Consider the following 15,422-nt stretch of genomic DNA (forward strand, 5'->3'; position numbering starts at 1 on the left):
TCGCGCACTTCCGGCCAATGATCCAAAACCTCAGGACGAATCTTCATCCAAAGCTTGAATCACAACCAGATTCCTTATGTCCAGGGCTAAACCTAGCGCATATGAGGGTTAGGGTGAGGGGCAGCCATCTGCGCGAACGGACAGGCGATAACTCACTCCGCCACGATCGCCCGCTCGATTGCCTTCGCCGCCTGCCAGATTTCTTCCATACGTTCAAGGCTTGCAGCTTCCAGTGTCTCGCCTTCTGCTTCAAGAACCTGTTCTATATGACTGAACCGGCGCCGGAATTTCGTATTCGTGCCGCGCACTGCCTGTTCCGGATCAGCCTTCACATGTCGCCCGATATTGACGACCGCGAAGATCAGATCGCCGAGTTCGTCGCTGACCTTTGCCTGATCGCCTTCGCGAAGGGCTGCCCGCAATTCACCGATCTCCTCCTCGATCTTGTCGAGGATCGGCTCGGGCGCTGACCAGTCGAAGCCGACCTTGGCGGCGCGTTCCTGCAGCTTCAGTGCTTCCGTTAGAGCCGGGAAGCTACGTTGCACGGATCCAAGGAACCCGCTGTTGAAATCCTCGGTGATGCCGCGCCGTGACCGTCGCTCGGCGCGCTCGCGTTTCTCCGCCTGCTTGATCTCGTCCCATTGTCTCTTCACCGCGTCCGGCGTATCCGCCGCCGAGCGGGCAAAGACGTGCGGGTGGCGGCGGATCATCTTGGCGGTGATGGCGTTGACCACGTCGCCGAAGGAAAATTCGCCGGCCTCCTCGGCCATGCGGGCGTGAAAGACCACCTGCAGCAGCAGGTCGCCCAACTCGTCGCAGAGATCGTCCATGTCGCCGCGCTCGATCGCGTCGGAGACCTCATAGGCCTCCTCGATCGTATAGGGCTTGATCGTCTCGAAACTCTGCACGATGTCCCAGGGGCAGCCGGTTTCGGGATGGCGTAGCGCCGCCATGATCTCGATCAGCCGGGAAATGTCTTTGGAAGGTTCCATGTTGCCTCGGTTCAGCAGGCTTCAGTTCAGAGGCCCTCAGTTCAGGGGCCCTCAGTTCAAGGGAATGTCGTTGGCGCTCTTCGACGACTGATAGCTGGTCGACAGCGCGTCGTAGCGCGCCTTGATGCGGGCGGTCTGCGTCTTCAGCGCGTTTTTCAGCTGAGCCTCTTCGGTCTCGACGAGATCGGCGATGGCAAAGCTGTTCCAGAAGGCGTTTTGCCTGCGGTAGCCGCCGGGTTCAAGCCCGAAGACTTCCTTCAGGATTTTCAGGTCGTGCGGAATGGCAAAGGCGTCGCGGGAATCCTCGTGGCTGAAGAAATAATAGAAATTGTCAAAGCCGGCCCAGGTGATCGCCGACATGCACATGGTGCAGGGTTCGTGCGTCGAAAGGAAGATCAGATCCTTGGTCGGCGGCTTGTCGCCAAGCTCGTAGAAACGCTTCAGCGTATGCACCTCGCCGTGCCAGAGCGGATTTTCCAGCTCGTTATTGGTCTCGGCGACGACAAGCGAAAGATCGGATTTCCTTAAGATCGCCGCACCGAACACCTTATTGCCAAGCGAAACGCCAAGCTCCGTCAGCGGCAGGATATCGTCTTCCATGACCGAAAGCAGACGGGAGGCAATGGTCTTATCAGGCATGAGGACACTCCAGTTTTCCTCAGTCTATCGCCTTGGCGGCGCGAGTGAAATGCGTCAAGCACCGGTGGACGTCTTTTGTCACAGGCTTTATACTGCACCGCAGCAAGCGGGCTGGGAACATGCGGCTTTTGGGACGCACGGGTGACTTTTCTCAAATCACTGACAGCACGAGCAAAAGAATACCTGCTTGCTTGGGCTTTCGAATTTCTGTTCCTTCAATCCCTTGTCGATCAAGGGCATATTCCGGCAACCTCGAAGTGGATTGATGATGCCTTCCAAGACTGAACAGCTTTCGGTATTTCCCGCCTTCTTTCGCGTGGAAGGCCAGAAGACGGCTGTCTTCGGCAATGGCGACGAAGCGTTCGCCAAGGTGCGGCTGCTGCTCAACACGCGGGCGCGGATTATCGCCTATGCCGACCGGCCGGAAGCCGATTACCACGCTTTCCTGATCGCCAACCGGATCGAGACCGTACGCGCTGCCTTCGCAGCCGAACAGGTCGAGGGTTCGGCGCTCGTCTTCGCCGCAACCGGCGATGAAGCTGACGACCGCAGCATCGTCGATGCTGCACGTGCCGCCAGAATTCCGGCCAATGCCGTCGATCAACCCGATTACTGCGATTTCTTCACGCCGGCGCTGGTCAACCGCGCCCCCGTCGCAGTGGCGATCGGCACGGAAGGGGCAGGGCCGGTTTTGGCGCAGATGATCCGCGCGCAGATCGACCAGCTTCTTTCGCCCTCGCTCGGCCGTCTTGCCGGGCTGGCGACGAGCTACCGCAAGTCCGTCGAACAACTGATTCCCAGAGGCGTCTCCCGCCGGGTCTTCTGGCGCCGTTTCTTCTCCGGCGCCGTTGCCGATGCGGTCGCCAACGGCAACCTGCCGCAGGCCCGCCATGCCGCCGACCGGCTGCTGCACGCGATGGACAAGGTCGCCGGCCACGTCTGGCTGGTCGGCGCCGGTCCGGGTGCCGAGGATCTGCTGACGCTGCGCGCCCAGCGCGTGATGATGGAAGCCGACGTCATCGTCTATGACGCGCTGGTGCCGCAGGCGATCGTCGATATGGGCCGCCGCGATGCCGAGCGGCTTTCCGTCGGCAAGCGCAAGGGCTGCCATTCGAAGTCCCAGGAAGAGATTAACGACCTGCTGGTCGATCTCGGCCGCCAGGGCAAGCGTGTCGTCCGTCTGAAATCCGGCGATCCCCTGGTCTATGGCCGGGCTGGCGAAGAGATGGCGGCACTGCGCGCCGCCGGCGTCACCTATGAGGTCGTGCCCGGCATCACCTCGGCTTTCGCCGCCGCTGCCGATTTCGAGCTGCCGCTGACGCTGCGCGGCGTCGCCTCCTCGCTGGTCTTCACGACCGGCCATGATCTCACCGGCGACGTGCTGCCCGATTGGGCAAGCCTTGCCGTTTCCGGCGCGACGATCGCCGTCTATATGGGCCGCACGGTTGCCGCCTCCGTTGCCGAGCGGCTGATGCAGGCGGGCATTCCGTCTGAGACCACCGTCGCCGTCATCGAAAATGCCAGCCGCGCCGATCGCCGCCTGCTGCATGGCACGCTCGCCGATCTGCCCGATCTGCAGCACCGCGACGAGTTGACCGGGCCCGTCATGGTCATCATCGGCGATGCGGTCGCCGGTGCCAATTTCGAACTGTCCGAGCCCTTGGTGCGCGCAAACGCCCGGCTCGAGGAACTTGCAAGGAGCTGAATATGGGTGACAAGGTTCTGACCGCCAACCGGCTGACGGACGGCATTGCCGTCTGGCTGGATGCGAACGGGAAGTGGTCCACCTCGCTGCAGGAGGCGCTTGTTGCCCGTCATGCCGAGGCCGTTGAGGCGCTGGAGGCGATCGGCAAGAAATCCTATGCCGACAACGAGGTGGTTGACGTCGCCGTTGTCGACGTTCAGGAAACCAACGGCATTCTCTGGCCGCTTCGCCTTCGCGAGCGCATCCGCGCGCAGGGCCCGACCATGGAATATGCCCCGGGCTACGCTCCTGCCGATCCCGAATTCATTGCAGTCTGAGGAAGACGATGTACCGTTACGACGAATTTGACCATGCCTTTGTTACCGAGCGCGTCGAGCAGTTTCGCGATCAGGTCGAGCGCCGCCTTTCCGGCGAGCTCGCCGAGGACGCGTTCAAGCCGCTGCGCTTGATGAACGGCGTCTACCTGCAGCTTCACGCCTACATGCTGCGCATTGCCATTCCCTATGGCACGCTGAGCTCCCGCCAGCTGCGCATGCTCGCCCATATCGCCCGCACCTATGACCGCGGCTATGGCCACTTCACCACGCGCCAGAACCTGCAGTTCAACTGGCCGAAACTGTCCGACATTCCCGATGCGCTTGCCGACCTTGCCAGCGTCGAGATGCATGCGCTGCAGACCTCGGGCAATTGCATCAGAAACGTCACGGCCGATCACTTCGCCGGTGCCGCCGCCGATGAGATCGCCGATCCGCGTCCTTACGCCGAAATCCTGCGCCAGTGGTCGTCGGTCCACCCGGAATTCTCCTTCCTGCCGCGCAAGTTCAAGATCGCCGTCACCGGAGCCGAGCGCGACCGCGCCGCAATCCAGGTCCATGATATCGGCCTGCACGTGAAGACGAACGACAAGGGCGAGATCGGCTTTGCCGTCTATGTCGGCGGCGGCCAGGGCCGTACGCCGATGATCGCCAAGCTGATCCGCGACTTCCTGCCCGAGGAAGACCTGCTCTCCTACACCACGGCCATCGTGCGCGTGTACAATCTGCACGGCCGCCGCGACAACAAATACAAGGCCCGCATCAAGATCCTCGTGCACGAAACCGGCACCGAGGAACTGACGCGCCAGGTGGAAGCCGAATTCGCCGCGCTGAAGGATACCGAGCTCAAGCTGCCGGAAAAGGACGTGCAGTCGATCGCTGCCTATTTCGCGCCGCCTGATCTGCCCGAGCGCGCCGAAGGCTGGGAAAACCTTGCCCGCTGGAAGAAGGCAGATTCCGGTTTCTCCCGCTGGGTCCAGCAAAACGTGCAGCCGCACAAGAACCCCGATTACGGCATGGTGACGATCTCGTTGAAGCCGATCGGCGGCATTCCGGGCGACGCCTCGGATGCGCAGATGGACGCGATCGCTGATCTTGCCGAGGAATATGCCTTCGACGAAATCCGCGTCAGCCATGAGCAGAACCTGATCCTGCCGCATGTGGCGCTTGCCGATCTCGAAGCAGTCTATCGCGGCCTCGTCGCCATCGATCTGGCCGAAGCCAATGCCGGCCTGATCACCGATATCATTGCCTGTCCTGGGCTGGACTACTGCGCGCTCGCCAATGCGCGATCCATTCCGCTGGCGCAGGAAATCTCCCGCCGCTTCGGCAATGCCGAACGCCAGGCCGAGATCGGTGAGCTGAAGATCAAGATCTCTGGCTGCATCAATGCCTGCGGCCATCACCATGTCGGCCATATCGGCCTGCTCGGTGTCGAGAAGAAGGGCGCCGAACTCTACCAGATCACGCTTGGCGGCTCCGGCGACGAACATACCTCGATCGGCGAAATCATCGGCCGCGGCTTCGAGCCGGACCGCGTGACCGACGCGATCGAGACGATCGTCGACACCTATCTCGGCCTGCGCCTCGATCAATCCGAGAACTTCCTCGCCGCTTATCGCCGCGTCGGACCGCAGCCTTTCAAGACTGCGCTCTACGGCTCGGCCGCCGAAGCGGCATAAGGAGGGGATGATGACGAAGATCTGGAGAGAAACCGGCTTTGTCGAAAACGATCCCTGGGTGATCGAAACCGACGAGGTGAAGGCGACCGAGGAGCAGAAGCCGCTGCTCGGTCTCGACGAACTGATTGCCAAGGCCGACGAAAGCAACGACGTGGGCCTCGGCGTGCTGATCAAGCCGGCCGACGACGTGCGCCGGCTGGAGCCCTATCTCGATCGCCTCGAAATCGTCGCCGTCGCCTTTCCGGCTTTCAACGACGGCCGCGCCTTCAGCCATGCCTCGCTGCTGCGCCAGCGCCTCGGCTACACCAATGAGCTGCGTGCCGTCGGCGACGTGCTGATCGATCAGGTGCCGCTGATGCTGCGCGTCGGCATCGACAGCTTTTCCGTCACCAACGCCACGGCGCTGAAGCGGCTTTCCGAAAACCGTCTTCCCGCCATTCCCCATCATTATCAGCCGGCGGTGCGTGACGCCGAAGCCGGCAAGGGCTATAGTTGGCGCCGTCAGGCGAAGCCGGCCGCATAAGCGGCCGGTCAGCCGTTTTACCTTGACGGAACGGTAGCATGAAGAGATTCGAAGTAGCGGTGATCGGTGGCGGTCTCGCCGGCATGATCGCCGCAATCGCGCTGGCGCGCGGCGGTCGCAATGTCGCGCTGGTGGCACCCCTCGCTCCCAAGGACGATCGGCGCACAACGGCGCTGATGGATCAGTCGATCCGCTTCCTCGACCGCCTGGCGCTCTGGGAAAAGCTCCGCCCCGCAGCCGCCCCTCTCACCAGCATGCGCATCGTCGACGGCACCGATCGGCTGCTGCGCGCGCCGACGACCACCTTCCGCGCGGCCGAGGTCGGCCTCGATGCCTTCGGCTACAATTTCCCCAACAAGGCGCTGACCGGCATTCTCGAAGAGGCTGCGGCCGGCGAGGGCAATATCACCCACTTCACCGATATGGCCGAATCGATCGAAATATCAGCCGAGGCTGTCTCGATCCGGCTTTCCGGCGGCGAGACGCTGTCGGCCGATTTTGCCGTCGGCGCCGATGGCCGCAGCTCGAAGCTGCGCGAGACCTCAGGCATTACTGTGCGCAACTGGTCCTATCCGCAATCGGCCATGGTGCTGAACTTCGCCCATTCGCTGCCGCACCAGAACATCTCGACCGAATTCCACACCAAACACGGCCCCTTCACCCAGGTGCCGCTGCCGGGAAGCCGCTCCAGCCTCGTCTGGGTGCAGGATCCCGCTGAGGCGGCGAGCCGCTCGGAATTGCTGCTTGCCGAGCTCGGCGCTCTTGTCGAGGCGCGCATGCAGTCCATGCTCGGCAAGGTTGATGTTGAGGAGGGCGTCCAGGTCTGGCCGCTCTCCGGTATGATGGCGCATCGTTTCGGCAAGGGGCGAATCGCGCTGATCGGCGAGGCCGCCCATGTCTTCCCGCCGATCGGGGCGCAGGGGCTGAACCTCAGCCTGCGCGATATCATGGCGCTTGCCGATATCCTCTGCGACCGGGCGGAATTGCCGGTGCCGGCCGACGCCGGCGAAAGCTTCGACCGCAGGCGCCGCGCCGACATCATGACGCGCACGGCAAGCGTCGATATTCTCAATCGGTCGCTGCTCTCGGATTTCCTGCCCGTCCAGATGCTGCGGGCTGCCGGCCTGCATATCCTCTCGGCCATACCGCCGCTGCGCAACATCGTCATGCGCGAGGGCATCGAACCAGGCCGCGGCTTCCGCGATATTCCGGATGCGCTACGGGAAAAGCTGAAGCGGAAGAAGGCCTGATCGGATCACGATCAGCCAGAGCGAAACCGTCACCACTGAAAGCACCGTGGTGATCAGGATCGTCGCCGAGGCCCGTTCCTGCCAGACGCCATATTGCTGGCCGATGACGAAGACGTTCGTCGCAGTCGGCAGGCAGGCAAGCAGCACGGCCGCTTGGATCCACACTGGCTCGAAACCACCAACCGCTGTCAGCGCAATGAAAACCGCGATCGGATGCAGGATCAGCTTCGCCGGCACGATATAGGAGATCTCAGCCGGGATCCGCTTCAGCGGCCGCAGCGCCAGCGTCACCCCCATGGCAAAGAGCGCGCAGGGCGCCGCCGCCTGGGCGAGGTAATCGACCAGGCGCTGAAACGCCGGCGGCTGGTCGATGTGCAAGGCGGCAACAGCAAAGCCCAGCGCCGTCGACAGGATGAAGGGATGCAGCGCGACCTTCCGCACGATATCGGCGACAAGCTGGCTTGTTGAACGCTTGTCGTCGCCGGCCGCCGCCATCAGCGCCGGCGCCACGATGAAATGCAGCGCGTTTTCGAAGCAGATGATCAGCGCCACCGGCACGGCCGCGCCTTCGCCGAGCGCCAAGAGTGCCAGGCCCGGCCCCATATAGCCGATATTGCCATAGGCGCCGGCAAAGGACTGGATGGTGCAGTCGGCGAGCGAATTGCCGCGCACGACGCGGCCGATGACGAAAAGCAGGATGAAGACCGCATAGGTCGCCGCGATATCGGTGACGATGAAATCGACGCGCGTCAGCTCTTCGATCGGCGTGCGCGAGACGAGCTTGAAGAACAGAGCGGGCAGGGCGGCATAGATGATGAAGGTATTCAGCCAGCCGAGCGCTTCGGCCGGCTGCTTGGTCGCCTTGGCGGCGATGTAACCGATCAGGATCAGGCCGAAGAACGGCAAAAGCAGGCTGACAATATCGGCCAAGAGGTCTTCCAGGGCGCGGGAGTGATCGGCGGGTCTGGATCTGACTTAAGCAATTCCAGCAAAAGTGTGTAGCGGTTTTTGCGTCCGGAATTGCGCAGTAACAAGAGCAATTCCTGCGAAACTGTGTAGCGGTTTAGCGTTCGGAAGTGCTCAAAAAACAAACCACTAGAGCGTGGACTCATTCACGCGATGAGTACACGCTCTAAGATCCCAACCCAACAAGCGATCAGTAGTCCCAGAAGGCCGCTACCCAGCGAAAGGCGTCGCCGTCGGCCGCCACCCGGCCGACAGACGGGAACGGCAGGTGAGTGGCCACCAGCTGCTCGCCGGTATCCGCCAGTTCCCGCAGAAGACGGAGGCGAACGCGGACTGCCTCCTCGGGGTCGTGTTCGAAGCCATTGTACCAGTCGGGGTGTTCGAACCCGACCGCAAACACGGCGTCGCCGGCAAACATCAGCCTGTCGCCGCCGGACGCCAGGCGGATCACGCTGTGCCCGGGGGTGTGCCCGCCGGTGCGATGGACGACCACGCCCGGCGCCACCTCGTACTCGTCATCGAACAGCCTGAAATGGCTGTGATACTCTTTGGCGAACCGCTTGGCGGTCGCCCGAAGCGCGTCCGGGAACCCCGGCGGCATGGAGACCCGGGAAAAATCGGGCGCCTCCCAGAACTTGACCTCGGCGGCGGCCACGTGGATCCGCAGGTCCGGACGTAGCTGGTCCTTCACCCCGTCGACCAGCAGCCCGCCAATATGGTCCATGTGCATGTGGGTCAGCACCACGTCGGTCACCGACGCAAGATCGATGCCGGCGGCTTCCAATCGCTTGATCAACTGCCCGGCCCGCGGCAGGTGCAAGTCCGGGTCGATCCCCAGCCCGGCGTCGAGGAGTATGGTCTGGTCGCCGCTGCGCACCACGACCACGTTCAGCGCCCAGTCGAAAGCGTCCACTGGCAGGAACATGTCTTTCAGCCAGGCCGCTCGGACGGTGGGATCGATGTTGTGGCCCAGCATCGCGGTAGGGAGCGGTAGCACGCCATCGCTGACCACCAGCACCTCAATTTCGCCGACCCGCACCGCGTAGCGCGACGGAACCAATTCGTCGAGCCGAGGTCTGCCGGTGTGTGCAGTGTTGTCCAGGCTCATCTTTGTCTCAAGGTTCATGTTCGTCTCCTTCTGACCGCCGCCTTAAACACGGCATCGACGACGCTACATGGAGGCGTGTTTGCGATCGATTGGGTCGAGGGATAAGAGCGGGTGGGGCCGAGGGACAGGGCAAGCCATACCACGGCATAGGTGCGGGCCTCGCTTTTTACTGCCGGCGGCGTGCTGATGAGCGCGGAGTCGATCAGCTCAGCGAACGCGGCAAGCCTATAAATGGGCTCGCCACAAATGTCACTTTTGACAGTCGAGGCCGGACATGATGCCGTTTTCCACGCCGCCGGGAGGCACCTTGCCGGGCCAACGGACCACGGCGGGCGCGCGAAAGCCGCTTCGGAAAGCTGCCAAATAGCCCGCCACTGCAGCGCATCGCGGAGACACCTTCCGACGAAGACGATGCAGTGGCCGGTAGGTGGAGTCCGTCAGAGCGTGTCGATCAGGCCTCCGTCCACACGCATCGAAGCTCCAGTCGTTGCGGACGCTAAAGGGGAGGCCAGATAGGTGACGAGATTGGCGATTTCCTCGACGCTCGCGGCGCGTTGGATGATCGAACCGGCGCGGTGCTTCTTGACGAAGTCCGCCGCCACCTCCTCGATCGGTTTCCCTGTCCTCGCACGTTCCTCGGCGAGCATCGCCTCGACGCCTTCCGACAGCGTGGGGCCGGGAAGGACGGAGTTCACGGTGACGCCTGTGCCGGCCATGCGTTTGGCAAGGCCGCGGGCAACCGCGATGTCTGCGGTCTTGCTGACACCGTAGTGGATCATCTCGACCGGTATGTTAAAGCCGGATTCCGACGCGATGAAGATGACGCGGCCCCAATCGAGCTTCTGCATGCCCGGAAGATATGCGCGCGAAAGCCTGACGGCGGACATGACGTTCACCTGCCAGTGGCGGTCCCATACCTCGTCGTCCGCATCGAAGAAGTCTAGCGGCTGGAAGATGCCCGCGTTGTTGATGAGGATGTCCACGTGAGGAACCTGGGCGACAAGAGCGTTACATCCGCCAGCGGTTGCGAGATCCGCTGCCGCCGCGGTTACGCTTCCCTTGGCGCCTTCGCCTTTCAGGCGGTCGGCGGCCTTCGCGGTCTTTTCCTCGGACCGGCCGTTGACCACCACGTTCGCCCCCGCCCTCGCGAGCTGGCGGACGATTGCGTATCCAATGCCTTCGGTGGATCCGGTAACCAGAGCGGTCTTGCCTGTAAGGTCGATCTGCATCTTCTGCTCCTTTGAGGTTGGATGACAGAACGTATGAACTGGCGGCCGGTCTCGCAACAGCCAACGATGCGGATAATCCTTTCGCGTAGGAGAAGGAACCGATCAACGGGCGGGACTAAACATCTAGTGGCGCAGGATCTTGCCGAGGAAGGCGCGGCTGCGGTCGGTCTTCGGGTGGGCGAAGAATTCATCCGGCGTGCCGCTTTCGACGATGGCGCCGGCGTCCATGAACACCACGCGTTGCGCGACCTTGCGGGCGAAGCCCATTTCGTGGGTCACCACCATCATCGTCATGCCTTCCTCCGCTACGGCGACCATGACATCGAGCACTTCCGATATCATCTCGGGATCGAGCGCCGAGGTTGGTTCGTCGAACAGCATGATCTTGGGGCGCATGCCGAGGCAGCGCGCGATGGCGACACGCTGCTGCTGGCCGCCCGACAGTTGCGCGGGGTAAGCATCGACCTTGTCCGCGAGCCCGACCTTGGCCAGCAGCTCGCGGCCGGCCTTCTCCGCTTCGGCGCGCGGGATCTTGCGCACGTGCATCGGCGCCAGCGTGACGTTCTCCAGCGCTGTCTTGTGCGGATAGAGATTGAACGACTGGAAGACAAAGCCGATCTCCGCGCGCAATAGTGTCATGTTGGTGGTGCGGTCGCCGAGACGCTGACCGTCGACAACCAAGTCACCGTCACGGATCGTCTCCAAACCGTTCACGCAACGGATCAAGGTGCTCTTGCCCGAGCCGGATGGACCGCAGACGACGACGACCTCGCGCGGCGCGACGTCGAGCGTGATATCCTTGAGTACATGAAGTGGGCCGAACCATTTATTGACGGCGCGAAACTCGATCATGCTGGTTCAACCTTTCGGATTCTGCGGCGTCACAATCGCACCTCGCCATGGGCCGCGCCCATTCGAAGCTCCAGACGGCGGGCGAGCATGATGAGCGGATAGCAGACAATGAAATAACCCACGCCGACCAGGAAGAAGACCAGGAGGCCATTCGGCACCCGCTGCACCACCAGCCAGCCGACCCGCGTGAGGTCGGTGAGCCCGATGGCCGAGACGACGGAGGAATCCTTGATCAGCAGCACGTACTGGCCAACCAGTGGCGGCAACACGATCCGCATTGCCTGCGGCAGCACGACCTGGCGCATCCTCTGCCACCGTGACAGCCCGGACGCCAGCGCCGCCTCGATCTGGCCGGTTGGAACGGCGCGGATGCCGGCGGCGACGATCTCGCAGATAAAACAAGCCGCGAGGTTTGTCAGGGCAATGATGCCGGCACTGAAGGCGTCTAGCTCGATGCCGAATTCCGGCAGAATGAAGAATATCAGAAAGATCTGCACCAGGAACGGCGTGCCGCGGATCAGGTCGACCCAGGAGCCGATCGCTGCGCTTAAAAGCCGGCTTCCACCAGTCCGAAGGATGCCGAGGCAAAAGCCGATCAGCGTACCGAGCACCAGGCTAATCAGCGACAACGCGACGGTCATGCCGAGGCCACGCAAGGCGAGGGGATAGCTGCCGGCGAGGCTCTGCAACTGCTGCCAGATCATGTCCGCGCTCCTGTCGGCGCCAATCCGAGCCAGTACGCGGATAGCGCCGCTAGCCCCTTCAGGCCGTAATAGAGCAGGAGGTAGAAGGCCGCGATGGTCATGAACCCTTCGGCGGGCATGAAGCGGTCGGAGGCGAGGAGTTGCCCGGCACGGGTCAGTTCGGCGACCGAAATCAACGATAGCAAGGCCGAATCCTTGACCAGCACGATCGCTTGGCCGAGCAATGGTGGAATCGTCACCTTGAAGGCTTGCGGCAGGATGACGAAGCGCATGCGTTGGATGAAGGTCATACCCGAAGCGATGCCTGCCTCCACCTGGCCTCGGTGGATCGACAGGATGCCGGCACGGATGATCTCGGCAATATAGGCACCGCTGTTCAGCGACAAGGCGAGAATGCCGACAACGAGTTCCGGCAGGATGAAGCCGAGGCGAGGCAGACCGAAATAGAGGAAATAGAGCTGCGCCAGCAAGGGTGTGGCCCGCACCGCGTCGATGAAAGCCTTGGCGGGAAGGCGAAACAGCCGGGCGGGCTGCAGGTTCATGGCGACGAGCACGATGCCAACGGCGAGCGCACCGGCGAAGGAGAGGAGCGACAGCCACACCGTCGTGAAGAGACCCTGCCCGAACAAGGGCAGATATTCAACGATGGCGCGGAAGCTGAAGTTCTCGAGCATGGCGAATGGCCTATCCCAGACGGCGGAAGACGAAATGTCCCGGACGGTCTCGCGACGCCGAAGCGCGCGCGAAACCGGCCGGATCAGATGGATGCTTGAACCGTGGGTCGGGCTTAGTGATCCTTCTTCCAGTTGTCGGAGTTGACCCAATAATCGAGGTTTTTCTGCAGACGGCCGTCGAGGGTGACCTGGTCGAGAAACTGGTTCATCCAGATCAACAGGTCCGGTTCGTCATAGCGCGTGGCGAATGCCAACGGCTCCTTCGACAGCATGTCGGGCATAATGGTGAAGCTGCCGGCCGGATAAGCCGTTGACTGACCCTTGACCGCCGAGACGTCGTTGACGCCGCAATCGGCCTGGCCGTTATTGACGGCATCGAGCAGCAGCGGGCCGCCACCCTTGTAGCTCTTGATCTCGGCATCGGGAAAGGCGGCCTTGGCCTCTTTCTCGCCGGTGGCACCGAGCAGTACCGCGATCTTGGTGCCCTTGGCCTTGCAGTCTCCGGTCGTGTTGAACTTGCCGCCGGCCTTGGTGAAGACGGTGCTGCCGGTATACATGTAGGGCTTGGTGAAGGCGACCTTCATTCCCCGCGCCAGCGTCGGCGTCATGTCGGCGACCAGGAGATCGGCCTTTCCGGACAACAGCGCCGGGATCAGGCCATCCCAGTCGAAATCAAGGAAGGTGATCTTCACGCCCATTTCCTTGGCCATCAATTCGGCGAGCTCGACCGAGCTGCCGGTCCGTTCGCCGGCCGCGTCGACCAACGAGAAGGGAGGGCCTTGTGTCTGCACCGCGACGCGCAGCTCGCCGCGCTTGGCGATGTCGTCGAGCGTTCCGGCATTGGCGGCGGCGGCGATACTGGCAAGCGCGACCGCTGCGGCGAAAAACTTGGTAATGTTCATTTCATATTCCTCCCGGTTGTCGTTGTCCTACCCACCCGTGGGTGCCTTTTGAACCTCGGCGCCGTTCCCGGCGGCGACCGCGTTCGAAACTCTCAATCCCAGCTGACCGTCTCGGAAACCCGGATGCCGCGCCTGGCCAACTCGTCGAGGAAGCGACTGTCCGGCACATGCATCAGCGGGTTGAGCAGGCCAGGCTTAGCGATCTCGCCGCGGGCCAACATCTGCGCCACGATGCTGGCGGGATAGCCGACGCCGCGGCTCATGCCGAACAGCCCGGACGTCAGGTCGCGCTCTATGATCAGGTCCGATGTCACTGTCTTGCGGCGGCCGCCTTCGCTGCCGGAGAACACGTTGCGCATCACGCAAAGATCCTTCTCATCGACACCATACTGTAATTTCGGACCGAGCATCCGGCCGAGAAATTCGCGCGGGCTGGTGCCAATGCCCGGCACCTTGGCTTCGGAGAGGAAGCCGAGTTCCTTCAGCGGAGCCCAAAAAGCCGACCAGCCCGGCCAACGCAGTGAATAGCGGCCACCGCGCCGCAGCCCTTTGGCATGGCCGAGCATGTCGGAATAGTGCGGCGCATCGCCGTTCGGAAAGGCCTCCAGCCTGCCGAGGCCCGCGAACTCGATCTGATGGATGAAACGGTTGTCGTGTTGCCGGGCGGCGGGCACGTCGACCCGTTCGCCGTTTTCGACCAGCACGCTGTCGCGATTCTGGCTCGTCAAGACCATGTCGAAGTTCCAGCTCACCTTATAGCGTAGCGGCTCGGTCGTCGCTTTCGGCTCGGGGATGCCGCCGCAATAGGAGTCGATGGAGGTGATGGTGTCGAACTGCCTGGCGGCACGCGCGTAAAGCACCAGATCGATGCCGGGGTCGAGCCCGCATTCGGTCATGATCGAAACGCCCGCCGTCGTGGCCGCGGGATCGAGATCGGCGATGGCCTTGCCGTAATTGGTGGTGACGAGCGGCGTGCCTGTGGCGATCGCCGCGAGAACCGCCTCGCGCATCAGCGGCTGCGGCAAGAGGTCGATGACCGCGTCGGCGTCCTCCATCACATCCGCCAGCGTTGGACCGATCGGGCCTTCCGGCACCACGAAACGAATGCGGCCAATGTCTGTCAGTCCGGCAAGCAGGGCCGCGCCATCCGGCGCGGTATCGAAACAGACCACTCGCTCGACACCGTCGCTGGCGACGAGATCGGTGATCGCGGCGCGCCCTTGCAACCCGAGGCCGCCAAGTACCGCGATCTTCACGCGCTTTCCTTTCGAGGATTCTCGTCCGACCAGCAACCTTCCGGCAGGCTGACCCACTTGTTGCATGATGCCATGACGACGAAGGTCTCGCTGCGCACGACTTCGCCCGGCTCGCCCGCGCCCGGGATCAACTCGCTGGTGACGCGGTAGAGATCGGCGACATCGCCGACCACTGTCACGTCGACGATAATGTCGAAGCGCCCGGTGACCACGCAGGCGGAGTTCACGAAAGGCAGCCCGGAGATGCGTTCCGCCAGTTTCCGGGCCTGCCCGCGCCCCTGGGCATTGATGCCGACAATGGCCGAGATCAATTCCGGACGCTCGGTCAGGTTCAGCAATCCGACGATCTTGAGCAGGTTGCGGCCCAGGAGGTTTCGCAAGCGCATACGCACTGTCGGAACAGAGATCGCCATCTTCTCGGCGAGGCGATTGACGCCAAGCTGCGCATCCTCCGACAGCAGTTTAACCAGTCGCCGGTCGGTCTGATCGAGATGTTCTCGCAATGGTCATGGCTTTCATAAATAGAAAAAATCTGAAGATATTTCTTATAAAACTGAAGATATCCTAGGCATTTTCTTTTGAAAGGCAAGCACATCAATCATTCGGCATTCAATCGACGAGAATGC

General features: G+C 62.5%; 16 protein-coding genes. 5 read left to right on the top strand and 11 right to left on the bottom strand.

All coding sequences use genetic code 11. The features are described 5' to 3' along the window. Nucleotides 1-152: 152 nt before the first annotated feature. Together mazG and ACM5SV_RS30795 are read right to left on the bottom strand one after the other, a co-directional pair. Nucleotides 153-992: a nucleoside triphosphate pyrophosphohydrolase gene (mazG, locus tag ACM5SV_RS30790; protein ID WP_222017519.1), complete on the bottom strand. Its 840-nt coding sequence runs from the start codon at nt 990-992 to the stop codon at nt 153-155. A 51-nt stretch (nt 993-1,043) separates the two neighbouring features. Then, nucleotides 1,044-1,631, bottom strand: a complete 588-nt coding sequence (locus ACM5SV_RS30795; RefSeq protein ID WP_221971080.1) for a deaminase — start codon at nt 1,629-1,631, stop codon at nt 1,044-1,046. 268 nt (nt 1,632-1,899) lie between these two features. On the opposite strand from ACM5SV_RS30795, the gene cysG reads away from it, so the two are divergent. The 5 genes from cysG to ACM5SV_RS30820 are packed head-to-tail and all read left to right on the top strand — an operon-like array spanning nt 1,900 to nt 7,105. Then, nucleotides 1,900-3,336 (top strand): siroheme synthase CysG, encoded by a 1,437-nt coding sequence (gene cysG, locus ACM5SV_RS30800; RefSeq protein ID WP_222004713.1) that lies wholly within the window; start codon nt 1,900-1,902, stop codon nt 3,334-3,336. A 2-nt stretch (nt 3,337-3,338) separates the two neighbouring features. After that, the gene (locus ACM5SV_RS30805) at nt 3,339-3,653 is read left to right on the top strand and encodes a DUF2849 domain-containing protein (protein WP_012757352.1); all 315 of its coding nucleotides are present in this window, start codon (nt 3,339-3,341) and stop codon (nt 3,651-3,653) included. A gap of 8 nt (nt 3,654-3,661) precedes the next feature. Beyond that, the gene (locus tag ACM5SV_RS30810; RefSeq protein ID WP_419425470.1) at nt 3,662-5,332 is read left to right on the top strand and encodes a nitrite/sulfite reductase; all 1,671 of its coding nucleotides are present in this window, start codon (nt 3,662-3,664) and stop codon (nt 5,330-5,332) included. Nucleotides 5,333-5,342: 10 nt separating this feature from the next. Beyond that, a complete protein-coding gene (locus ACM5SV_RS30815; protein WP_003539420.1) occupies nt 5,343-5,855 on the top strand; it encodes a DUF934 domain-containing protein in 513 nt (170 codons plus the stop codon). A gap of 38 nt (nt 5,856-5,893) precedes the next feature. Beyond that, on the top strand, nt 5,894-7,105 hold the full coding sequence (locus ACM5SV_RS30820) for a UbiH/UbiF family hydroxylase (protein ID WP_222017521.1): 1,212 nt from the start codon (nt 5,894-5,896) through the stop codon (nt 7,103-7,105). On the opposite strand, the gene ACM5SV_RS30825 is transcribed toward ACM5SV_RS30820, so the two are convergent. From ACM5SV_RS30825 to ACM5SV_RS30865, 9 genes are all read right to left on the bottom strand, one after another. Next, nucleotides 7,073-8,035, bottom strand: a complete 963-nt coding sequence (locus ACM5SV_RS30825; RefSeq protein WP_113545137.1) for an AEC family transporter — start codon at nt 8,033-8,035, stop codon at nt 7,073-7,075. The genes ACM5SV_RS30820 and ACM5SV_RS30825 overlap by 33 nt on opposite strands. 226 nt (nt 8,036-8,261) lie before the next feature. Further along, on the bottom strand, nt 8,262-9,197 hold the full coding sequence (locus ACM5SV_RS30830; protein ID WP_113545136.1) for an MBL fold metallo-hydrolase: 936 nt from the start codon (nt 9,195-9,197) through the stop codon (nt 8,262-8,264). Between the two features lie 419 nt (nt 9,198-9,616). Beyond that, complete coding sequence (locus ACM5SV_RS30835) at nt 9,617-10,408, bottom strand: SDR family NAD(P)-dependent oxidoreductase (RefSeq protein ID WP_017994009.1); 792 nt, start codon at nt 10,406-10,408, stop codon at nt 9,617-9,619. A gap of 123 nt (nt 10,409-10,531) precedes the next feature. Then, nucleotides 10,532-11,260 (bottom strand): amino acid ABC transporter ATP-binding protein, encoded by a 729-nt coding sequence (locus ACM5SV_RS30840; protein WP_012757358.1) that lies wholly within the window; start codon nt 11,258-11,260, stop codon nt 10,532-10,534. A gap of 29 nt (nt 11,261-11,289) precedes the next feature. After that, nucleotides 11,290-11,964 carry an amino acid ABC transporter permease gene (locus tag ACM5SV_RS30845; RefSeq protein ID WP_012757359.1) on the bottom strand — a complete coding sequence of 225 codons (675 nt, stop codon included), beginning with the start codon at nt 11,962-11,964 and terminating at the stop codon, nt 11,290-11,292. After that, nucleotides 11,961-12,638, bottom strand: coding sequence for an amino acid ABC transporter permease (locus ACM5SV_RS30850; protein ID WP_017994010.1), 678 nt, complete (start codon nt 12,636-12,638; stop codon nt 11,961-11,963). The genes ACM5SV_RS30845 and ACM5SV_RS30850 overlap by 4 nt, the downstream gene beginning before the upstream one ends. Nucleotides 12,639-12,751: 113 nt before the next feature. Continuing rightward, nucleotides 12,752-13,540, bottom strand: coding sequence for an ABC transporter substrate-binding protein (locus ACM5SV_RS30855; RefSeq protein ID WP_012757361.1), 789 nt, complete (start codon nt 13,538-13,540; stop codon nt 12,752-12,754). Between the two features lie 92 nt (nt 13,541-13,632). Next, entirely contained in the window at nt 13,633-14,796 is a 1,164-nt protein-coding gene (locus ACM5SV_RS30860; RefSeq protein WP_222017524.1) for a saccharopine dehydrogenase C-terminal domain-containing protein, read from the bottom strand. Continuing rightward, nucleotides 14,793-15,299 carry an Lrp/AsnC family transcriptional regulator gene (locus tag ACM5SV_RS30865; RefSeq protein WP_222017526.1) on the bottom strand — a complete coding sequence of 169 codons (507 nt, stop codon included), beginning with the start codon at nt 15,297-15,299 and terminating at the stop codon, nt 14,793-14,795. Before ACM5SV_RS30865 ends, ACM5SV_RS30860 begins: the two co-directional genes overlap by 4 nt. Nucleotides 15,300-15,422 lie beyond the last annotated feature (123 nt).

This window comes from Rhizobium sp. CRRU65 (genome assembly GCF_048551595.1).
GTDB lineage: Bacteria > Pseudomonadota > Alphaproteobacteria > Rhizobiales > Rhizobiaceae > Rhizobium > Rhizobium leguminosarum_J.